Source organism: Chelatococcus sp. XZ-Ab1, assembly GCF_029309855.1.
Taxonomy (GTDB): Bacteria; Pseudomonadota; Alphaproteobacteria; order Rhizobiales; family Beijerinckiaceae; genus Chelatococcus_A; species Chelatococcus_A sambhunathii.
On record NZ_JARKII010000001.1, the window covers coordinates 116,679 to 136,264 of the forward strand.

At 68.0% G+C, this 19,586-nt stretch carries 19 protein-coding genes; 9 read left to right on the forward strand and 10 right to left on the reverse strand.

The annotated features are described in order from the left end of the window. The first annotated feature begins 70 nt into the window (after positions 1 to 70). The 7 genes from P2T65_RS00550 to P2T65_RS00580 all read left to right on the forward strand — a co-directional run bounded on the left by P2T65_RS00550 (position 71) and on the right by P2T65_RS00580 (position 7,737). A complete protein-coding gene (locus P2T65_RS00550) occupies positions 71 to 1,894 on the forward strand; it encodes a M3 family oligoendopeptidase (protein ID WP_063185598.1) in 1,824 nt (607 codons plus the stop codon). A 69-nt stretch (positions 1,895 to 1,963) separates the two neighbouring features. Beyond that, complete coding sequence (locus tag P2T65_RS00555) at positions 1,964 to 3,328, forward strand: AarF/ABC1/UbiB kinase family protein (RefSeq protein ID WP_063185481.1); 1,365 nt, start codon at positions 1,964 to 1,966, stop codon at positions 3,326 to 3,328. A gap of 140 nt (positions 3,329 to 3,468) precedes the next feature. After that, on the forward strand, positions 3,469 to 3,624 hold the full coding sequence (locus tag P2T65_RS00560) for an aa3-type cytochrome c oxidase subunit IV (protein WP_019403304.1): 156 nt from the start codon (positions 3,469 to 3,471) through the stop codon (positions 3,622 to 3,624). 82 nt (positions 3,625 to 3,706) lie between these two features. Beyond that, complete coding sequence (locus P2T65_RS00565) at positions 3,707 to 4,843, forward strand: Re/Si-specific NAD(P)(+) transhydrogenase subunit alpha (RefSeq protein ID WP_055457682.1); 1,137 nt, start codon at positions 3,707 to 3,709, stop codon at positions 4,841 to 4,843. Positions 4,844 to 4,895: 52 nt separating this feature from the next. Then, positions 4,896 to 5,345, forward strand: coding sequence for an NAD(P) transhydrogenase subunit alpha (locus tag P2T65_RS00570; protein WP_055457681.1), 450 nt, complete (start codon positions 4,896 to 4,898; stop codon positions 5,343 to 5,345). Between the two features lie 4 nt (positions 5,346 to 5,349). Continuing rightward, complete coding sequence (locus tag P2T65_RS00575) at positions 5,350 to 6,750, forward strand: NAD(P)(+) transhydrogenase (Re/Si-specific) subunit beta (protein ID WP_055457680.1); 1,401 nt, start codon at positions 5,350 to 5,352, stop codon at positions 6,748 to 6,750. Between the two features lie 114 nt (positions 6,751 to 6,864). After that, positions 6,865 to 7,737, forward strand: coding sequence for an alpha/beta hydrolase (locus P2T65_RS00580; RefSeq protein WP_071924122.1), 873 nt, complete (start codon positions 6,865 to 6,867; stop codon positions 7,735 to 7,737). Positions 7,738 to 7,745: 8 nt separating this feature from the next. On the opposite strand, the gene P2T65_RS00585 is transcribed toward P2T65_RS00580, so the two are convergent. The 5 genes from P2T65_RS00585 to P2T65_RS00605 form a co-directional block, all read right to left on the reverse strand. Further along, positions 7,746 to 8,636: a tetratricopeptide repeat protein gene (locus P2T65_RS00585; protein ID WP_245280442.1), complete on the reverse strand. Its 891-nt coding sequence runs from the start codon at positions 8,634 to 8,636 to the stop codon at positions 7,746 to 7,748. A 250-nt stretch (positions 8,637 to 8,886) separates the two neighbouring features. Continuing rightward, complete coding sequence (rpsU, locus tag P2T65_RS00590) at positions 8,887 to 9,117, reverse strand: 30S ribosomal protein S21 (protein ID WP_019403310.1); 231 nt, start codon at positions 9,115 to 9,117, stop codon at positions 8,887 to 8,889. 141 nt (positions 9,118 to 9,258) lie between these two features. After that, the gene (locus tag P2T65_RS00595; RefSeq protein WP_276198986.1) at positions 9,259 to 10,344 is read right to left on the reverse strand and encodes a 5-(carboxyamino)imidazole ribonucleotide synthase; all 1,086 of its coding nucleotides are present in this window, start codon (positions 10,342 to 10,344) and stop codon (positions 9,259 to 9,261) included. After that, positions 10,337 to 10,828: a 5-(carboxyamino)imidazole ribonucleotide mutase gene (gene purE, locus P2T65_RS00600; protein WP_055457677.1), complete on the reverse strand. Its 492-nt coding sequence runs from the start codon at positions 10,826 to 10,828 to the stop codon at positions 10,337 to 10,339. The genes P2T65_RS00595 and purE overlap by 8 nt, the downstream gene beginning before the upstream one ends. A 160-nt stretch (positions 10,829 to 10,988) precedes the next feature. Beyond that, positions 10,989 to 11,213 (reverse strand): DUF465 domain-containing protein, encoded by a 225-nt coding sequence (locus P2T65_RS00605; RefSeq protein ID WP_198300549.1) that lies wholly within the window; start codon positions 11,211 to 11,213, stop codon positions 10,989 to 10,991. Positions 11,214 to 11,419: 206 nt separating this feature from the next. Between P2T65_RS00605 and P2T65_RS00610 the strand changes: the two genes are divergently transcribed. After that, positions 11,420 to 11,608 (forward strand): DUF465 domain-containing protein, encoded by a 189-nt coding sequence (locus P2T65_RS00610; RefSeq protein ID WP_019403314.1) that lies wholly within the window; start codon positions 11,420 to 11,422, stop codon positions 11,606 to 11,608. A 75-nt stretch (positions 11,609 to 11,683) separates the two neighbouring features. Here P2T65_RS00610 and P2T65_RS00615 read toward each other — a convergent pair whose 3' ends face one another. From P2T65_RS00615 to P2T65_RS00625, 3 genes are all read right to left on the reverse strand, one after another. Further along, entirely contained in the window at positions 11,684 to 13,312 is a 1,629-nt protein-coding gene (locus P2T65_RS00615) for an acyl-CoA synthetase (protein WP_055457676.1), read from the reverse strand. Between the two features lie 92 nt (positions 13,313 to 13,404). Further along, on the reverse strand, positions 13,405 to 14,400 hold the full coding sequence (locus P2T65_RS00620) for a glycerophosphodiester phosphodiesterase (protein ID WP_276198987.1): 996 nt from the start codon (positions 14,398 to 14,400) through the stop codon (positions 13,405 to 13,407). A 43-nt stretch (positions 14,401 to 14,443) separates the two neighbouring features. Then, positions 14,444 to 15,199: a sulfite exporter TauE/SafE family protein gene (locus P2T65_RS00625; protein ID WP_055457674.1), complete on the reverse strand. Its 756-nt coding sequence runs from the start codon at positions 15,197 to 15,199 to the stop codon at positions 14,444 to 14,446. Between the two features lie 182 nt (positions 15,200 to 15,381). On the opposite strand from P2T65_RS00625, the gene P2T65_RS00630 reads away from it, so the two are divergent. Then, positions 15,382 to 17,325: a propionyl-CoA synthetase gene (locus P2T65_RS00630; RefSeq protein WP_276198988.1), complete on the forward strand. Its 1,944-nt coding sequence runs from the start codon at positions 15,382 to 15,384 to the stop codon at positions 17,323 to 17,325. A 63-nt stretch (positions 17,326 to 17,388) separates the two neighbouring features. Here the strand turns inward: P2T65_RS00630 and P2T65_RS00635 are convergent, their stop codons facing one another. After that, complete coding sequence (locus P2T65_RS00635) at positions 17,389 to 18,111, reverse strand: cell cycle transcriptional regulator TrcR (protein WP_276198989.1); 723 nt, start codon at positions 18,109 to 18,111, stop codon at positions 17,389 to 17,391. A gap of 205 nt (positions 18,112 to 18,316) precedes the next feature. Next, a complete protein-coding gene (locus tag P2T65_RS00640) occupies positions 18,317 to 19,576 on the reverse strand; it encodes a sigma-70 family RNA polymerase sigma factor (RefSeq protein WP_276198990.1) in 1,260 nt (419 codons plus the stop codon). Positions 19,577 to 19,586 lie beyond the last annotated feature (10 nt).

Sequence of the window (19,586 nt, forward strand, 5' to 3'; positions counted from 1 at the left end):
CGGCCAGAAACGGAATCGGTCCGTGGGTCGGTAGGAACCTGCGGGACCTATGGACAACGACAGGAAGACGATGACGATCAGCAGCACGGGCGCGCAGGCGCGGGACGGCAACACGCTCGGCGGCCTGCCGGAATGGGACCTGTCGCATCTCTATCCGGGCATGGAGTCCCAGGCCTTCGCCGACGATCTCGCGCGGGCCGAGGAGGAATGCAAGGCTTTCGCCGCCGCCTACCGGGGCAAGCTTGCGGCGATGGCGGCGGCACCGGATGCGAGCGAGCAACTGGCGGCTGTGGTCGCCCGCTACGAAAAGCTGGAGGATCTTCTCGGCCGCCTCATGTCCTACGCCGGGCTCGTCTACTCGGGCGACACGACAGACCCCAAGCGCGGCAAGTTTTATGGCGACACGCAGGAGCGCCTGACGGCAGCAAGCTCCGATCTCCTGTTCTTCACGCTCGAACTCAACCGCATCGACGACAAGGTCCTTGCGGAGGCGGCCTCCAAGGCGCCGCTCGCCCACTGGCGCCCGTGGCTCGAGGACATCGCCAAGGACAAGCCCTTCCAACTCGACGACAGGATCGAGCAGCTCTTCCATGAGAAGTCGGTCACCGGCCGGGCGGCCTGGAACCGCCTGTTCGACGAGACCATCGCCTCGCTGCGCTTCACCGTCGACGGTGAGGAACTGACGCTCGAGCCGACCCTCAATAAGCTGCAGGAGCCGCAGGAGGAGGTGCGCCGGGCCGGCGCTGAGGCGCTGGCCCAAGTTTTCCGCGCCAACCTGCGCATCTTCACGCTTGTCACCAACACGCTTGCCAAGGACAAGGAGATCTCGGACCGCTGGCGCGGCTTCGAGGACGTGGCCGATTCACGCCATCTCGCCAACCGCGTCGAGCGCGAGGTTGTGGAAGCGCTGGTCGAGGCCGTGCAACAGGCCTATCCGCGCCTGTCGCACCGCTACTACGCGCTCAAGGCGCGCTGGTTCGGCAAGGACAAGCTGGCGCACTGGGACCGCAACGCGCCGCTGCCCAAGGTGGAGATGCGCACCATCGGCTGGGAGGAGGCGCGCGACACCGTGCTCGGCGCCTATGGTGAGTTCTCACCGCAGATGGCCGACATCGCGCGCCGCTTCTTTGACGAGCGTTGGATCGATGCACCGGTGCGGCCCGGCAAGGCCCCGGGCGCCTTCGCGCATCCGACCGTGCCCTCGGCGCACCCCTATGTGCTCCTCAACTACCTCGGCAAGCCGCGCGACGTGATGACGCTCGCCCACGAACTCGGCCATGGGGTGCATCAGGTGCTCGCCGCGCCGAACGGCGCACTCATGGCGCCGACGCCGCTGACGCTGGCCGAGACGGCTTCCGTCTTCGGCGAGATGCTCACTTTCCGCCGCCTCCTCGATGCCACGAGCGACAAGCGCCAGCGCAAGGCCATGCTCGCCGCCAAGGTGGAGGACATGATCAACACCGTGGTGCGGCAGATCGCTTTTTACACCTTCGAGCGGCACGTCCATACCGAGCGGCGGGCCGGCGAGCTGACCTCGGAGCGATTGTGCGACTTGTGGCTGAAGGTGCAGACCGAGAGCCTCGGCCCGAGCGTCGACCTGCGCCCGGGCTACGAGGTGTTCTGGGCCTACATCCCCCACTTCATTCACTCGCCGTTCTACGTCTATGCCTATGCCTTCGGCGACTGCCTGGTGAATTCGCTCTACGGCGTCTACGAGGGCGCGCGCGAGGGCTTCGCCGAGCGCTATCTCGCCATGCTCGCGGCTGGCGGCACCAAGCATCATTCCGACCTGCTCGCCCCCTTCGGCCTCGACGCGCGCGACCCGGCCTTCTGGCAGATCGGCCTCGGTATGGTCGACCGGCTGATCACCGAACTGGAAGGACTGGAGGATTGAGAAGCATTCCGTGGCCGTCGCAATTCGCTCTGGTCGACACCAGATAGGGGCAGTTGGAGAAAACGCCCCATGAGCGATCCCGAAGGCAATCGGTTCTCGGCGCGTGCGGCCCGCTATGCGCGGGTCGGCGCCAATGTGGGCGGCATCGCCGCGCGGATGATGGGCACGCGGATGTTCGGGCGGGAGGCTGACCGCTCGCGCTATGCGGCGGAGCTCACGGGGGTGCTTGGCGGCCTCAAGGGGCCGCTCATGAAGGTGGCGCAGCTGCTCGCCACCATCCCCGACGCCCTGCCGCCGGAATATGCGGCGGAACTGCAGAAGCTGCAGTCGCAGGCCCCGCCCATGGGGGCTGCCTTCGTGCGCCGGCGCATGATGGCTGAACTCGGGCCCGACTGGGCCGGGCGCTTCGGCGCGTTCGACCTGCAGCCGGCGGCGGCCGCGTCCCTCGGTCAGGTGCATCGGGCGCGCTCGCACGACGGGGTGCCGCTCGCCTGCAAGCTGCAATATCCGGACATGCAGTCGGCCGTCGAGGCAGACCTCAGCCAGCTCGGCATGCTGCTCGCCGTGCAGCGGCGGCTGAGCCCGGAGATCGACACGGCCGAGATCCAGGAGGAGATCGGCGCGCGGCTGCGCGAGGAGCTCGACTACCGGCGCGAGGCGCGCCATGCCAGGCTCTACGCCCACATGCTCGCCGACGTGCCGGAGGTGCGGGTGCCGGGCGTGTGGGCGGAACTGTCGACGCTGAGGCTGCTCACGCTCGACTGGCTGGAGGGGCGGCCGATCCTCGCCTACAAGCAGGCGCCGCTGGAGACCCGCAATCGCCTCGCCACGGCCATGTTCAAGGCCTGGTGGCATCCTTTCTCGCATTTCGGCGTCATCCACGGCGATCCGCATCTCGGCAACTACACGGTCTTCGACGATGCGGCGGGCCACGCCGCCGGCATCAACCTGCTCGATTACGGCTGCATCCGCATCTTCCCCGCCCGCTTCGTGGGCGGGGTGGTGGACCTCTACCAGGGCCTGCGCGACGACGAGCCGGACCGGGTCGTCGCGGCCTACGAGACCTGGGGCTTCCGCGGCCTGCGCAAGGACCTCATCGAGGTGCTCAACCTGTGGGCGCGCTTCATCTACGGCCCCCTTCTGGACGACCGGGTGCGCACGATCGCCGACGGCGTGGCGCCCGGCGAGTACGGCCGGCGTGAGGCCTGGCGCGTCAAGCAGGCGTTGCGGGAGAAGGGGCCGGTACGGGTGCCGCGCGAGTTCGTCTTCATGGATCGCGCAGCCATCGGTCTCGGGGCGGTCTTCCTGCATCTCGGGGCCGAGCTGAACTTTCATCGCCTGTTCGAGGCGGAGATCGACCGTTTCGGACTCGATACGGTCGCGGCGGCGCAGGGCCGGGCTCTGTCCGCGGCCGGCCTTTCCGCGCCGGCGTGAAGAAACGCTCTTGCGCGTCGATTAAAACGGTTTAATAGCAAAGCCTGCCGAATGAACGGGGCCATGCTTCGCGGCCCGCGTTGCATGCGGCGGCACCATGCGGTAAAGCCGGACGACGCCGGATCATACCGAGGATTACCATGGCAGAACACAAGCACGCCGTTCCCGCCGGGGGGCACCCGGACATGGATTATCCCGCCCACGAGCGCACCTACGCAGCGTTCATCACCTTCTCGAAATGGGCCACCATCGCGGTCGTGCTCGTCTTCGTCTTCCTGGCGATCTTCCTGCTCTGACGGCGGGCCCGGCCGGGCCCCGCGGTTTTCATCACGATCGGCCCCTGCCCTGGCGGGATGGCCTTGTTCCCGGGGGGAAACAATGCGCATCGCGATTGCGAAGGAGACGGCTCATCTCGAAAGCCGCGTGGCCGCGTCGCCGGAGACGGTCAAGAAGTTCACGGCGCTCGGGGCGGTCGTCGCCGTCGAGACCGGAGCGGGACTGGCCTCCGGCGTCACGGACGCAGATTACGAAGCCGCCGGGGCGACCATCGCCAAGACGGCGGCGGAAGCCGTGAAGGGTGCCGACATCGTACTCGCCGTCAGGCGGCCGGAGCCGCAGGCGCTGAAGGGCGTCAACAAGGGTGCGCTCGTCATTGCCATCATGGATCCCTATGGCAACGAGGCTGCAGTGAAGGGCCTCGCCGAGGCCGGCGTAGCCGCCTTCGCCATGGAGCTGATGCCCCGCATCACCCGAGCTCAGGTGATGGACGTCCTTTCATCACAGGCCAATCTCGCCGGCTATCGCGCCGTGGTCGACGCCGCGGCGGAATACGGCCGTGCCTTCCCGATGATGATGACGGCGGCGGGCACGGTCCCGGCCGCGCGCGTCTTCGTCATGGGCGCGGGCGTCGCTGGCCTGCAGGCCATCGCCACCGCCCGGCGCCTCGGCGCCGTCGTGACCGCGACCGACGTGCGCCCGGCGGCGAAGGAACAAGTGGAATCGCTCGGCGCCAAGTTCATTGCCGTCGAGGACGAGGAGTTCAAGCAGGCGGAGACAGCCGGCGGCTACGCCAAGGAGATGTCGGACGCCTACAAGCAGAAGCAGGCGGAACTCGTTGCCGCGCATATCGCCAAGCAGGACGTCGTCATCACCACCGCCCTCATTCCGGGTCGGCCGGCGCCGAAGCTGGTGAGTAGGGCGATGGTCGAATCGATGAAGCCGGGATCGGTCGTCGTCGATCTCGCGGTGGAGCGCGGCGGCAACTGCGAACTGGCCAAGCCCGGCGAGGTCGCGGTGCACAACGGCGTCAAGATCGTGGGCCATCTCAACGTGCCTGGACGGCTGGCAGCCACCGCCTCCAGCCTCTATGCCAAGAACCTCTACGCCTTCGTCGAGACGCTGGTCAGCAAGGAGACGAAGGCCGTTGCCGTGAACTGGGACGACGAACTCGTCAAGGCCACCTGCCTGACGCGCGACGGCGCCGTCGTCCATCCGGCCTTCCAGCCGCAGGGTTAAGTCAGTCCGACAGGCCCCGTCCGGGGCGAGGATCAGCAGGGGGAAGCGAGCCATGGCCAACCTGACGCCGGAACAGGCGCTCGAACAGGCCCGTGCGGCGGCCGACGTCGCCAGACAAGCGGCCGAAGCCGCACAGAGCTATGCCGATCAGGCGGCCGCGGCGCTGGGGGCTGCCGCGCATGCCGCGACGGGCGGCGCCGTCGACCCGACGGTGTTCCGCCTCGCCATCTTCGTGCTCGCGGTCTTCGTCGGCTACTACGTGGTCTGGTCGGTGACGCCGGCGCTGCACACGCCGCTGATGTCGGTGACCAACGCCATCTCCTCCGTCATCGTCGTCGGCGCGCTGCTTGCCGTCGGCGTCGAGACGGCGCCGGCCCTCGGCGACGGCCCGGTGTGGGCGCGGATCTTCGGCTTCATCGCCCTCGTCTTCGCTTCCGTCAACATCTTCGGCGGCTTCCTCGTCACGCAGCGCATGCTGTCCATGTACAAGAAGAAGGGCTGAGCGAATGTCGGCCAATCTCTCGACCCTTCTCTATCTCGCAGCGGGCGTCCTCTTCATTCTCGCGCTGCGCGGCCTCTCGCATCCGGTGACGTCGCGGCAGGGCAACCTCTACGGCATGATCGGCATGGGCCTTGCCATCGTGACGACGCTGGTGGGCCATCCGCCGGCGGGCGGGTTCGCGTGGCTGCTCGTCGTCGTTGGCATCGCCATCGGCGGTGGCGCCGGCGCCGTCATCGCCAAGCGCGTGCCGATGACGGCGATGCCGCAGCTCGTCGCGGCCTTCCACTCACTGGTCGGCATGGCGGCGGTGCTGGTGGCGGCTGCCGCGCTCTATGCGCCGCAGGCCTTCGACATCGGCCAGGTTGGCGCCATCCACGGCGGCAGTCTTGTCGAGATGGCGCTCGGTGTCGCTATCGGCGCCATCACCTTCACCGGCTCCGTTATCGCCTTCCTCAAGCTCGACGGGCGCATGAGCGGCAAGCCGATCATGCTGCCGAGCCGGCACGCCATCAACATTGCGCTCGCGGCGGCGCTCGTGGTTCTGATCATCCTCTTCGTGCTGACGGAGAGCCGGCTGGTCTTCTGGCTGATCACGCTCGTCAGCTTCGCCCTCGGCGTCCTGCTCATCATCCCGATCGGCGGCGCCGACATGCCCGTCGTCGTGTCGATGCTCAACTCCTACTCGGGCTGGGCGGCGGCCGGCATCGGCTTCACCCTGGGCAATCTCGCGCTCATCATCACGGGTGCACTGGTCGGGTCCTCGGGTGCGATCCTCTCCTACATCATGTGCAAGGGGATGAACCGCTCGTTCATCTCGGTCATCCTCGGCGGCTTCGGCGGCGAAAGCGCGATGGCGGCCGGCGGTGAGGCCGAGGCACGGCCCATCAAGCAGGGCTCGGCCGACGATGCCGCCTTCCTCATGAAGAATGCGAGCAAGGTCATCATCGTGCCGGGCTACGGCATGGCGGTGGCACAGGCGCAGCACGCGCTGCGCGAGATGGCCGACAAGCTCAAGCACGAGGGCGTCGAGGTCAAATACGCCATTCACCCTGTGGCGGGCCGCATGCCGGGCCACATGAACGTGCTGCTCGCAGAGGCCAATGTGCCTTATGACGAGGTGTTCGAGCTCGAGGACATCAACTCCGAGTTCGCGCAGGCGGACGTGGCCTTCGTCATCGGCGCCAATGACGTGACGAACCCGGCGGCCAAGACCGACCCGGCCTCGCCGATCTTCGGCATGCCGATCCTCGACGTGGAGAAGGCCAAGACCGTGCTCTTCGTCAAGCGCGGCATGGGTTCGGGCTATGCCGGCGTCGAGAACGAGCTGTTCTTCAAGGATAACACCATGATGCTCTTCGCCGACGCCAAGAAGATGGTGGAGGAGATCGTCAAGGCGCTGGACTGAGCGGCGCTTGGCCAACAGGCATCGGAAGGGCCGCCGCGAGGCGGCCTTTTTCCTGGCTGCCTCTCACGAGGCCGTGGCTGGCGGCAGCCGCCCCGCTCATGATATGGCGCCGACATGATCAAGATCGCGCTCAATGCCGCAGCGCTGTTCGCTATCGTCTACGGGCTGATCGTGGCGGGGCTTGTCGTATTCCAGCGCGACCTGCTGTTTCCAGCCGACGCCGCACCGATCGACGGCAGCGTCGCAGCCATCCCCGGGCTCGAGCAGGTGCAGATCGAGACGAGCGATGGCGAAAGGCTGAACGCCTGGGTGGTGCCGCCGGCGCCGGGCAGGGCGGTGCTCGTCTTCTTCCACGGCAATGCGGGCAATCTCGCGCTCGCCTTCCGTGTCAGCCGCTTCAGGCAGCTGGTCGCGGACGGTACCGGCCTCGTTGCTGTCAGCTACAGGGGCTATGGCGGATCGACCGGCAGCCCGAGCGAGGCGGGCCTGCACCGCGATGGCGCAGCGGCCTATGCCTATGCCGCCCATCGATTTGGCACCGAGCGGCTCTTCGCCTATGGCGAATCGCTCGGCACGGGCGTTGCCGTACGCCTTGCGGCCGAGCAGCGGCTGGTTGGCGTCATCCTCGAGGCGCCCTACCTGTCGACGGCCAAGGTGGCCGCCGGCATCTATCCCTTCGTGCCGGTGTCGCTGCTCATGAGCGACCAGTTCCGCAGCGAGGAAATCGTGGACCGTATCGGCGTGCCGATGCTCGTCCTGCACGGCATGCGCGACGGCGTCATCCCCTTCGCCCATGGCGAAGCGCTATTCGGCCTTGCCATAACGGCACGCCGTTTCGTGCGCTTCGTGGACGGCGGCCACGTCGATCTCTTCGACCATGGCGCGGTACCGCACATCCGGCGCTTTATCGCCGATGCCCTCACAGGGAGGGTTATCGGCGCGGATGTTCTGACCGTTTCGGCGCCGCAGGCGGCCGGCCGGCAGTAAAGGGCGGATCAGCGGAAGAGGGCGAGGCCGCCGCCGACGCGGGACATGCCTTCGCGCGCCACCTGGTTGCCGCTGTCGATGGCGAGAGCCCGCTGATAGGACTCAGTCGCCTGCGTACGGTCGCCCTGGCGCTCGAAGGCGACGCCGCGCCAAGCCCAGGCCACCGCATTGCGGTTGTCTGCGTTGAGGGCGGCGTTGAAGTCCTCGATCGCCTCCTGATACTTGCCGACGGCGACGAGACTCTGGCCGCGCGCGGCATAGGGCGCGCCGGCGAAGGGATTGCGGTCGATGGCCGAGCGGAAGTCGGCGATGGCAAGCTCGTTCTGCCCCTGGCGCTGGTGCACGAGGCCACGAGCATGATAGGCCTCCGCCGATTCGGGGTTGAGCTGGATGACCCGGGAGAGATCGGCCAGCGCCTGGTTGAAGTCGCCCTTGACGCGCAGCAGATTGGCCCGGCCGAGATAGGCGGGCCCGTAGTTGGGATCGGCCTGGATGGCACGGTTGAAATCGGCCAGCGCCTGGTCGTCCCGGCCGGTCTGGCGCAGCGACAGCGCCCGGTTGGTGTAGGCGGCGGCAAAGTTTGGATCGAGCTTGATGGCCTGGTTGAAGTCGCTCATTGCGTCGCTGTAGCGGCCGGAGCGCGCATAGGCCGCCCCGCGAGCGTTGTAGGCCTGGGGATCGTTCGGGTTGGCGCGGATCACATCCGACAGAGAGGCGATATTGGTCTTGCTCGCGTCCGGATTCTCCTGGACGAGCTCGGCCACACCGCGCGAGCCACCGACGCCGCTCACCGTCTCGCAACCGGCCAATGCAAGCGCCACGGCAAGCGGCAGCAGGCTGCGGCCGAGCGTTGTCGCCGACAGGATGGCACCAGAGGCCGACTTCCTCCGTTCGATCACGTCAATCCTCCACCCCGAACAACTTGAATCGTTTGTTGCGTGCCGGTTCTCGGACACAAGTGAGGCAGGAGCGTGAAGACCCTGGCGCGGCCGTGGCCTCGCAGGCACTCCCCCGAGAGGCGGGGCCGGCACATGCAAACAAAGCGCCCATCCGCGAGGAGGGCGCTTGCGCTGCCGGGGCCAGGACCCCGTGATGATAAGCCAATGCCGCGATGCCGGAGCGGGAGGCAATTCCTGCTGCGGCGGCCCCTCAGCGGGTCGGCTTCGGCTTGCTCGGCAGCAGGCCTTCGCGCTGCAGGCGCTTGCGCATCAGCTTGCGGGCGCGGCGGACGGCCTCGGCCTTCTCGCGGGCACGCTTCTCCGACGGCTTCTCGTAATGGCCGCGGAGCTTCATTTCCCGGAAGATGCCTTCGCGCTGCATCTTCTTTTTCAGCGCACGGAGCGCCTGATCAACGTTGTTGTCGCGAACGAGAACCTGCACGCGTCGTCTTCCCGCTTTTGAATTCGTGATGGGTGGCGAAACGCCATAATGGCGCGAACGGCGCGCCACAACCGTGGCAGGGTGGATAACAGATCGGACGGCGCCTGTCCACAGGTCCGGCGCCTGAAACCGGCCCCAGCCTCAGGTTTTGACGCGGGTGACATGGCCCATCTTGCGACCGGGCCGGGCTGTCGCCTTGCCGTAGAGGTGCAGATGCGCGCCTTCCTCCGCGAGGAGTTCCGGCCAGGCCGCCATGTCCTCACCGATGAGGTTGGTCATCTCCACCGATCCGACGAGCACGACCGAGCCGAGCGGCCAGCCGCAGATGGCACGGATGTGCTGTTCGAATTGCGAGGTCTTCGCGCCCTCGATCGTCCAGTGGCCGGAATTGTGCACGCGGGGTGCGATCTCGTTTACGAGAAGGCGCGGCGGCTCGCCGTCCGTCTCGACGACGAACATCTCGACGCACAGCGTGCCGACGTAATCGAGTGCCGTCGCGATGCGCCCGGCGATGGCGCGTGCCTCGTCGCACAGGTTCGCGGGCAGGGTGCCCGGCACCCGCGTGATGTGCAGGATGTGGTCGCGGTGCTCGTTCTCGCACAGATCATAGGCGGCGACGGAGCCATCGTGGCCGCGGGTCGCAACCACGGACACCTCGCGGGAGAAAGGCACGAAGCCTTCGAGAATCGCCGGCACGTGGCCAATGGCGCCGAGCGCCGTCGCCGGGTCGTCGCCCGTCCGGATGATGACCTGGCCCTTGCCGTCATAGCCGAAGCGGCGCGTCTTGAGCACCGCCGGCCGGCCGACAGCGGCGAGGGCGGCGCGCAGGTCCGTCTCGTTGGAGACGGCGCGGAAGGGCGCAGTGGCGATGCCGAGGTTGCTGACGAAGGTCTTTTCCTCGAGCCGGTCCTGGGCCACGGCGAGCGCCCGTGCGCCGGGGCGCAGCGGCACGTGCGATTCGAGGATATGGGCCGTGTCGGCGGGCACATTCTCAAATTCGTAGGTGACGACGTCGACGCTCGCTGCAAAGCCGACGAGCGCTCCCTCGTCGGTGTAGGAAGCAACCGTATGGCGGGCCGCCACCTCGAACGCCGGGCTGTCAGGCTCCGGCGCATAGACATGGGCCTTAAGGCCATAGCGTGCGGCGGCGAGCGCCAGCATGCGGCCGAGCTGGCCGCCGCCGAGGATGCCGATGGTGGAGCCTGGGGCGAGCATCGCGTCAGTCATCTTGCGGCCGCTCGGCCACGGCCGCGCTCTGGGCGGCGCGCCAGTCGTCGAGGCGCGCCGCGAGCCCCGTGTCGGAGAGGGCGAGCACCGCGGCGGCGAGAAGAGCAGCGTTGACGGCTCCGGCCCGCCCGATGGCGAGCGTGCCGACGGGAATGCCGGCCGGCATCTGCACGATCGACAGGAGGCTGTCCTGGCCCGACAGGGCCTTCGACTGCACGGGCACGCCGAAGACCGGCAGCGGGGTGAGCGAGGCGACCATGCCCGGCAGGTGGGCCGCGCCGCCAGCTCCGGCGATGATCACCTTGAAGCCCTCGTCCCGCGCCCCCCTCGCAAAGGCGAACAGCCGCTCCGGCGTGCGATGGGCAGAAACGATGCGCGCGTCGTGGGCGATGTCGAGCGCGGCCAGTGTCTCCGCCGCGTGGCGCATGGTCTGCCAGTCCGACTGGCTGCCCATGACGATGGCGACCGGCGTTTGCGTCGTCATTGATGATCCTGCGAAAAGTCTTCCGCGCGGGGCATACAGTAACAGGCGGCCAGTCGGCAATCAGCAATCGGCTCCGCTCGCGCGACGCGCCGACGCTGCGGGCGTTCGGGACACGAAATTGCGTCCGGTTGCTGCGAGGGGGGTGTCCGCCCGACTGCCGCTAGGCAATGATGTCCGGCGTCAGCCTGTCCTCGAGAAAGGTGATGCGATCCTTGAGGATGAGTTTGCGCTTCTTCAGCCGCTGGATCTGTAATTGGTCGGCGGGGCCGACGGATTCGATCGCCGCGATCGCCGCATCGAGGTCGCGGTGTTCCTCGCGCAGGCGATTGAGTTCGCCCATCAGTTGCTGGCGCTCGTCTTCGTCGTCGATATCGATGGTCATCATGGCGCTGCCCGGGGGCATCGATCCGGTGAATGACGGAAGTCGGAAGTATGCGGCGTGGCCGCACGCTCGGCAAGCCGAGCCCCTGCAAAAAGGGTGGCTTGCCCACGGCTCGCCGCCGGTGCACCGCCGATGGCGGAATCTGCTTCGACTCCGCCACAATGCTGTGTCACAGTTCTGTCGTCGGAGTGATCCGAAGGAGGAAAGCGATGTCTTTGAACGCCCATCTGGCCGAACTCGCAAAGCGGCACGAAGCGCTTGAGCGCGAGATCCAAACGGTGCAGGCCAGCCCCTCGGCTGACGAGCTCAAGATCGCGGAACTCAAGCGCAAGAAGCTGCAGTTGAAGGACGAGATGGAGCGCTTGCGTCATACGACGATATCGCAATCGATACATTGACGGATCTGCCGGCCGCACGACCGGCACGACGGCCACCCCTCAGGGTGGCCGTTTTCATATGGGCGAGCCGACGCGTCACGCCTCGCGGGCCATCTCGCGCAGGCGGAATTTCTGGATCTTGCCCGTCGAGGTCTTGGGCAGTTCGGTGAAGACCACGTGGCGCGGGCATTTGAAGGCCGCGAGTCGGCTGCGGCAGAAGGCGATCAGTTCCTCCGCCGTCGCCTCCGCCCCGGGCCTGAGCTCGACGAAGGCGCACGGCGTCTCGCCCCATTTCTCGTCCGGCTTGGCGACGACCGCGGCGGCCTGCACCGCCGGATGCTTGTAGAGCGCATCCTCGACCTCGATGGAGGAGATGTTCTCGCCGCCGGAGATGATGATGTCCTTCGAGCGATCCTTGAGCTGGATGTAGCCGTCGGGGTGCTTGACGCCGAGGTCGCCGGAGTGGAACCAGCCGCCGGCGAAGGCCTTGTCGGTGGCAGCCTTGTTCTTCAGATAGCCCTTCATCACAACGTTGCCGCGGAACATGACCTCACCTAGCGTCTCGCCGTCGGCCGGCACGGATGCGAGCGTCTCGGGGTCGCGCACGTCGAGGCCTTCGAGCACGAGGTAGCGCACGCCCTGGCGCGCCTTCTTCGCCGCATAGTCACCCGTCGGCAGGTCGTCCCAGGCGCTGTTCCAGTCGTTGACGACAGCGGGACCGTAGGTCTCGGTGAGGCCGTAGAGATGGGTCACGTCGAAGCCGGCGTCCTTCATGGCGGCCAGCACCGCCTCGGGCGGCGGCGCGGCCGCGGTGAAGAAGGCGACCTTCTGCGTGAAATCGCGCTTGTCCGTGGCAGGCGCATTGAGCAGCGTCGCCATGACGATGGGCGCGCCGCAAAGATGCGTGACGCCATGTTCGGCGAGCGCTGCATACATGGCGCCGGCGCGCACCTGGCGCAGGCACACATGCGTGCCGGCGACCACCGAGATGGACCAGGGAAAGCACCAGCCGTTGCAGTGGAACATCGGCAGCGTCCACAGATAGACGGGATGCTTCCCCATGCCGCAGGTGACGACATTGCCCATGGCAAGCAGGTAGGCACCGCGGTGGTGGTAGACGACGCCCTTGGGGTCGCCGGTCGTGCCCGAGGTGTAGTTGAGCGAGATCGCGTCCCACTCGTCGTCCGGCATCTGCCATGCATGGTCGGGGTCGCCGCCGGCGAGGAAGGTCTCATAATCCGTCTTGCCGAGGACCTCGCCGGGGCCGTCGTATTCGGGGTCGTCGTAGTCGATGACGAGCGGCTTCGCCTTGGCGAGGGCGAGTGCCTCGCGGATGGTTTTCGAGAACTCGCGGTCGGTGATGAGCACCCTGGTCTCGGCATGGTCGAGCGTGAAGGCGATGATGGCCGCGTCGAGCCGGGTGTTGAGCGTGTTGAGCACCGCTCCGGTCATGGGCACGCCGTAGTGGCATTCGAGCATCGCCGGCGTGTTCGACAGCATCACCGAGACGGTGTCACCGCGGCCGATGCCATGAGCTGCGAGCGCCGAGGCAAGGCGCCGGGCGCGAGCATAGAAGTCGCGATAGTTGCGGCGCAAACTGCCGTGGATGATGGCCGTACGCTCGGGAAAGACGCTTGCGGCCCGTTCGAGGAAGGTCAGCGGCGTCAGCGGCTGGAAATTGGCCGGGTTGCGGTCGAGGTGGAGGTCGTAGGCTGAGGCCGTCATCTTTCCAGTCCGCTTCGGAACTTGCGATGTGGCAGCCTAGCCGGCGAGGTTGCGGGCGATCAATCAGCCAAAGGGAGAGGCGCCTCGTCGGCCTAGGGTGCGACCGGCGCGGGCAGGGGCAGGCCCTTGGCGGCCATGACGGTGCGGGCCCGGTCGGGATAGTCGGTGATGAGCCCGTCGACGCCCCAGTCGATCAGGCGCGCCATGTCGTCGGTCTCGTTCACCGTCCAGGGCACCACCGCCAGCTCCATCTCCTGGGCTTCCTCGACGAGCGGCTGCGTGAGGTTGCGGAAATTGGGCGACCAGGTGGTGCAGCCGGCTTCCGCGACGAGCGCCGGCACCGAATCGAAATCGTCAACATCGAGGCCACCGAGCCAGGGCGAGCCCCCGTCCTTGCCGCGCTGGAGCGTATCGAAATTGCCCTCGCTCGTCAGGCACACGCGCGGAATGTCGGGCGAGACCTCCTTGAGGGCCATGAGGGTGCGCCAGTCAAAGGACTGGACCGTGACGCGCTCCCCGAGCCCGGCCTTGTCGATGGCCTTCGCCAGCGCCGTGGCGAAGGTGCGCGGCTCGGGCGTGCCGGCATCCGGCGCCGGGCTCGACTTGGTCTCGATGTTGAAGCGCACGTCCTTCGCGCCGAGGCGTTCGGCGAGGGCGAAGACATCCTCGAGCGTCGGTATGCGCGTGCCGTCGACCGCCGTCTGCTCCGGGAAGGACTTGGCGGTGCGGCTGTCCGGCCTGGTGCGGCCGACGTCGAAGCTCCGCAGTTCCTCGAGCGTCATGGCGGTCAGCGCCTTGCCCGGCCCGGTCAGGAAGCTGCCGTCGGGCCCGCGCGTGATGTCGGGATTGAGCCTCGGGTCGTGCGAGACGACGAGCACGCCGTCGCTCGTCATGCCGATGTCGAGCTCGAGGGTCGCGACCCCGGTGCGCAGGGCTTTCTCGAAGGCGGGAAGAGTATTTTCGGGCGAGAGCCCGCGCGCGCCGCGGTGGCCCTGCAGGTCGAAGGCGGCCGCGCTAGCGCCTGCCAGGAGGATGGCAAGGCAGGCCACGCCGGTGCGAAGGATAATGGAAGGTGCGAACGGCGGCATGGCTTTTCCTGTCGTGCTCTCATCCCGGGCGGGACGGGAAGAATCAGATGAGTGCAATAAGCCCATCATATGTCAGTTTGAGGCCGACGAGCACGAGCAGGGCGTAGATGAGGCGATAGAAGGCGGTCGGGTCGACGCGCCGCACCAGCCAAACGCCCGCCATGGTCGAACCGACGGCGACGGGCATGAGCACGAGCGAGGTTGTGAGGTTCTCGTGCGTGAACTGGCCGAGCCAGACATAAGGCGCCACCTTCATCAGATTGACGGTGGCGAAGAACCACGTGGTGGTGCCCACGAGAACGTCGCGTGAGAGCCTCAGAGGCAGCACGTAGACCTGGAACGGCGGCCCGCCGGCATGGCTGATGAAGCTGGTGAAGCCGGATACGCTGCCCCACAACAGTCCCCAGGCGATGCCGCCCGGCCGCTCGCCCGCCGCCTGCTTGGCGAGATTGAGCCACCAGTTGAGGGCGAAGACGAGGGCAATGAGGCCGACGGCGAGCCGCACCGCCGCCTCCGAGACGGCAGCGGCCGTGAAGGTCGCAAGGACGATGCCGGCCAGCGCGCCCGTGAGGGTGATGGCGAGCAGGCGTTTGTTCACATGCCGACGGAAGGCATAGATACCGACCGCGTCCTGCACGATAAGGATGGGCAACATGATCGCCGCGGCCTGCACCGGCGGCACGAACAGCGCCATCAGCGGAATGCCCAGGATCGCGAGCCCGACGAAGCCACCCTTGGCAAGGCCGATGATGACAACCGCCGGGATGGCGGCGAAATAGAAAAGGGGATCGTTGATCATTCGGGCTGGGCTCGGCAGGCATCTCTTGGTAGTCAGACCCGCCGAAAGTCTCAAGGCGGCCGGCCGCCGGGCTGCTATGCTCACAGGGCCGGACATGCTGTCGGGCATGTTGCAAGGCGCCGCCACCGGTCGCACCATCTGTCCGCCGGGGCACGCTCCGGCCAAGGGGGAGGACAGCCAGCATGATCGCCGTGCCCAAGGCATCCGCAGCACGCAGCCGATACGGGGAGGTCTACGAGGCCTGGCGCAGGGATCCGCTCGCTTTCTGGGGGCAGGCGGCCAAGGCCATCGACTGGATGCGCCCGCCGGTGCAGGTCTTCGACGCCTCCCTCGGCGTCTACGGGCGCTGGTTCCCGGGGGCGACCTGCAACACCTGCTTCAACGCGGTCGACCGGCATGTCGACGCCGGGCGCGGCTCCCAGCCGGCCATCATCTACGACAGCCCGGTCACGGGGGCGAAGCGCATCATCTCCTACAACGGCCTTCTGTCGGAGGTGCGCGTGCTCGCGGCCGTGCTGCGCGACCTAGGGGTCGGCAAGGGCGACCGCGTCGTCATCTACATGCCCATGGTGCCGGAGGCGGTGGTCGGCATGCTCGCCTGCGCCCGCATCGGCGCCATCCATTCCGTCGTCTTCGGCGGCTTCGCCGCACGGGAACTGGCACAGCGCATCGCCGATGCCGAGCCGAAGGTCATCCTGTCCGCCTCCTGCGGGGTCGAGCCGACCCGGGTCGTGCCCTACAAGCCGCTGCTCGACGAGGCGATCGAGCTCTCCCCGGCGAAGCCCGAGGCCTGCCTCATCCTGCAGCGCGCCCAGGAAGAGGCGAGCCTCGTCAAGGGCCGCGACCTCGACTGGACGGAGACGGTGAGCAAGGCCCGCGCGGCCGGCAAGGACGTGGACTGCACGCCGGTGGAGGCCACCGACCCGCTCTACATCCTCTATACCTCGGGCACGACCGGAAAGCCCAAGGGCGTGGTGCGCGACAACGGCGGGCACATGGTGGCGCTCGTATGGTCCATGCAGAACCTCTACGGCGTGGCGCCGGGCGAAGTGTTCTGGGCGGCCTCCGACATCGGCTGGGTGGTCGGCCACAGCTACATCGTCTACGGACCGCTGCTCACGGGCTGCACCACCATCCTTTACGAGGGCAAGCCCGTCGGCACGCCCGACGCCGGCGCCTACTGGCGCGTCATCGCCGAGCACGGCGTCACCACGCTGTTCACCGCACCGACGGCCTTCCGCGCCATCCGCAAGGAGGATCCGCAGGGTGCGCTGATCGACAATGTCGACATGACGGCCTTCCGCGCCCTCTTCCTCGCCGGCGAGCGCGCCGACCCCGACACCGTGCAATGGGCGGAACGGGTGCTGAACGTGCCGGTCATCGACCACTGGTGGCAGACGGAGACCGGCTGGGCTATCGCGGGCAATCCGCTCGGCCTCGGCGCGCTGCCGGTCAAGCACGGCTCGCCGACGGTGCCGATGCCCGGCTACGACGTGCACATCCTCGACGAGGCGGGCAAGGACCAGCCGAGAGGCGCCATGGGCGAGATCGCGGTGAAGCTGCCGCTGCCGCCCGGCTGCCTGCCTACCCTGTGGCAGGCCGACGAGCGCTTCCGCGAGAGCTATCTCGAGGCGTTCCCCGGCTTCTACAAGACCTCGGATGCAGGCTACATCGACGAGGACGGCTATCTCTTCGTCATGGGGCGGACGGACGACATCATCAATGTCGCCGGCCATCGCCTGTCCACCGGTGGCATGGAAGAGGTGATCGCCGCCCATCCCGACGTTGCCGAATGCGCCGTCGTCGGCGCGAGCGACCCTGTGAAGGGGGAGGTGCCCGTCGGCTTCGTCGTGCTGAAGAGCGGTGTCGATCGCACGCCCGCAGAGATCGAGGCCGAGATCGTCGCCCGCGTGCGCGCGGAGATCGGCCCCGTCGCCGCCTTCAAGCTCGCCCTCGTCGTCGCCCGCCTGCCCAAGACGCGCTCGGGCAAGATCCTGCGCGGCACCATGAAGAAGATCGCCGACGGCGACGCATGGTCCGTGCCCGCGACGATCGACGATCCGGCGGCGCTCGACGAGATCGCCGCCGTGCTCGCCCGCCGTCCGGGCGGATCGGCTGCCCCATAAGAAAAACCCCGCGGATGGTGCCGCGGGGTCCGATCGGTCGGAAGCGCCGTTCCCGGCGGCTTCTCAGAGTTCTTCGTCCTCCTCGTCGTCCGGGCGCTTGAGCTGCTTGAGCTTGGCGAAGACGGAATCGACGTCGAGCTTTTCCTCTTCCTCCCGGCGCGGGCGCGAGGTGTCGCCGAAGGGCTGCACCTCCTCCTCGGGGGCGGTGGTGACTTCGGCCGGCAGCAGCGTCTGGTCGCCCTCGGGCGCCACCTGCGGACGGTCCTTGGCGGCGCGGGCCACCTCGAAGTCGAGATCGATCTGCGAGCAAAGACCGAGCGTGACCGGGTCCATCGGCGTCAGATGCGCCGCATTCCAGTGCGTGCGGTCGCGGATCTGCTGGATGGTCGTCTTGGTCGTGCCGACGAGGCGCATGATCTGCGCGTCCTTCAGCTCGGGGTGGTTACGCAGCAGCCAGAGGATGGCGTTCGGCCGGTCCTGGCGGCGCGAGACGGGCGTGTAACGCGGGCCCTTCTTGCGTTTGACCTCCGGTAGCTTGACCTTGGGCGGGGCGAGCCTGAGCCGGTAGGCGGCATTGGCCTCCGCCCGGGCGATCTCCTCGCGGGTGAGCTGGCCGTTTACCGTCGGATCGAGCCCCTTGATGCCGGCCGCGACCTCCCCGTCGGCGATGCCCTTCACCTCGAGCGGATGCAGCTTGCAGAAGTCGGCGATCTGGTCGAACGTCAGCGCCGTATTTTCGACGAGCCAGACGGCGGTCGCCTTGGGCATCAGCGGTCCGGTGGACATGGTCGGCTCCTTAAGACATTTCGGCGGGCGCCTGGCGCCCCGGCCTGGCAGACACGGTTTCCCTGCGCTCCGACCCGGCGGGGCCGAAGCAATCATCGATCGTCGATGACGGGGACTGGCCGCTATATAAGCGCGTCGCGTCGATCTGGCAAATGATCGCAGAGGATCGCGGCGACGTCTTGTCGGCGCCCGCCTCTTCCCGCATTCAGCCGCCGCAGGCGGCCGCCCGCTTGAGGAGAAAAGCCCGCTCGCGCTCGTTGCGGGTGAGGGCGGCCGCCTCCTCGAACGCCCGCTTCGCCTCGGCGAGGCGGCCGGAGCGGAAGAGGAAATCGCCCCGGGCGGCGGGCAGGGGTGCATAGTTGCGCAGGGCGTCGGCGTCGATCGCTGCGAGGAGGGCAAGGCCGGCCTCAGGGCCGAAGGCCATGGAATGCGCGATGGCGCGGTTGAGGTCGACCACCGGCGAGGGCATGACCTCGCGCAGCACGCCGTAGAGCGCGGCGATCCGCGCCCAGTCCGTCTCCTCGGCCCGCCGCGCCCGCGCGTGGCAGGCGGCGAGGGCCCCTTGCAGGGCATAGGGCCCGCGAGCCCCGCTCAGGGCCTCGGCGCGCGCGAGGGCGGCAAGGCCGCGGCGGATGAGGAGCTGGTCCCAGCGGGCGCGGTTCTGCTCTGTCAAGGGCAGGAGCATGCCGTCCGGCCCCAGGCGCGCGGCGAGGCGGGAGGCCTGCAGCTCCATCAGCGCCAGGAGGCCGAAGACCTCCGGCTCCTCGGGCATCAGGCCGGCCAGGATGCGGCCGAGGCGCTGGGCCTCCATGCACAGCGCAGGGCGAGTCAGGTCCGCGCCGGCCGTGGCGGCATAGCCCTCGTTGAAGATGAGATAGATCACCTTCAGCACCGAGGCGAGGCGCTCCGCCCGCTCCCTGCCGCGCGGCACCTCGTAGCTCAGCCCGGCCTCGCGCAAGGTCTTCTTGGCCCGGACGATGCGCTGGGCGATGGTCGGCTCGCCCGCGAGGAAGGCGCGCGCGATCTCGTCCGTCGTCAGGCCGCCGATGAGGCGCAGCGTCAGGGCTGCGCGCGCGTCGGGCGAGAGGACGGGGTGGCAGGCCGTGAAGATGAGGCTCAGCACCTCGTCGCCGACATCGTCGTCGAGCGCCGCCTCGAGCGCCGCCACAGGATCCGCGCCGTCCTCGGCGAGATCGCGGCCGATCTCGGCGTGCTTGCGCGTGAGCATCGCGGTACGACGCAGCCGGTCGATGGCCCGGCGCTTGGCGGTGGCCATCAGCCACGCGCCGGGATTATGTGGCACGCCCGCCCGCGGCCATTCGGAGAGGGCGGCAAGGAGCGCGTCTTGCGCCAGCTCCTCGGCGAGGTCGACGTCCCGTACGATGCGGGCGAGGCCGCCGACCAGCCGCGCGCGTTCGATCCGGAAGACCGTCTCGATCGCGCGGTGGGTGTCGCTTGCCGCCATGCCTCCCGCT

Coding starts and splice junctions, on each gene's coding strand:
- P2T65_RS00550 (WP_063185598.1), top strand. CDS start 71: ATGACGATCAGCAGCACGGGCGCGCAGGCGCGGGACGGCAACACGCTC.
- P2T65_RS00555 (WP_063185481.1), top strand. CDS start 1,964: ATGAGCGATCCCGAAGGCAATCGGTTCTCGGCGCGTGCGGCCCGCTAT.
- P2T65_RS00560 (WP_019403304.1), top strand. CDS start 3,469: ATGGCAGAACACAAGCACGCCGTTCCCGCCGGGGGGCACCCGGACATG.
- P2T65_RS00565 (WP_055457682.1), top strand. CDS start 3,707: ATGCGCATCGCGATTGCGAAGGAGACGGCTCATCTCGAAAGCCGCGTG.
- P2T65_RS00570 (WP_055457681.1), top strand. CDS start 4,896: ATGGCCAACCTGACGCCGGAACAGGCGCTCGAACAGGCCCGTGCGGCG.
- P2T65_RS00575 (WP_055457680.1), top strand. CDS start 5,350: ATGTCGGCCAATCTCTCGACCCTTCTCTATCTCGCAGCGGGCGTCCTC.
- P2T65_RS00580 (WP_071924122.1), top strand. CDS start 6,865: ATGATCAAGATCGCGCTCAATGCCGCAGCGCTGTTCGCTATCGTCTAC.
- P2T65_RS00595 (WP_276198986.1), bottom strand. CDS start 10,344: ATGACTGACGCGATGCTCGCCCCAGGCTCCACCATCGGCATCCTCGGC.
- purE (WP_055457677.1), bottom strand. CDS start 10,828: ATGACGACGCAAACGCCGGTCGCCATCGTCATGGGCAGCCAGTCGGAC.
- P2T65_RS00605 (WP_198300549.1), bottom strand. CDS start 11,213: ATGATGACCATCGATATCGACGACGAAGACGAGCGCCAGCAACTGATG.
- P2T65_RS00610 (WP_019403314.1), top strand. CDS start 11,420: ATGTCTTTGAACGCCCATCTGGCCGAACTCGCAAAGCGGCACGAAGCG.
- P2T65_RS00615 (WP_055457676.1), bottom strand. CDS start 13,312: ATGACGGCCTCAGCCTACGACCTCCACCTCGACCGCAACCCGGCCAAT.
- P2T65_RS00620 (WP_276198987.1), bottom strand. CDS start 14,400: ATGCCGCCGTTCGCACCTTCCATTATCCTTCGCACCGGCGTGGCCTGC.
- P2T65_RS00625 (WP_055457674.1), bottom strand. CDS start 15,199: ATGATCAACGATCCCCTTTTCTATTTCGCCGCCATCCCGGCGGTTGTC.
- P2T65_RS00630 (WP_276198988.1), top strand. CDS start 15,382: ATGATCGCCGTGCCCAAGGCATCCGCAGCACGCAGCCGATACGGGGAG.
- P2T65_RS00635 (WP_276198989.1), bottom strand. CDS start 18,111: ATGTCCACCGGACCGCTGATGCCCAAGGCGACCGCCGTCTGGCTCGTC.
- P2T65_RS00640 (WP_276198990.1), bottom strand. CDS start 19,576: ATGGCGGCAAGCGACACCCACCGCGCGATCGAGACGGTCTTCCGGATC.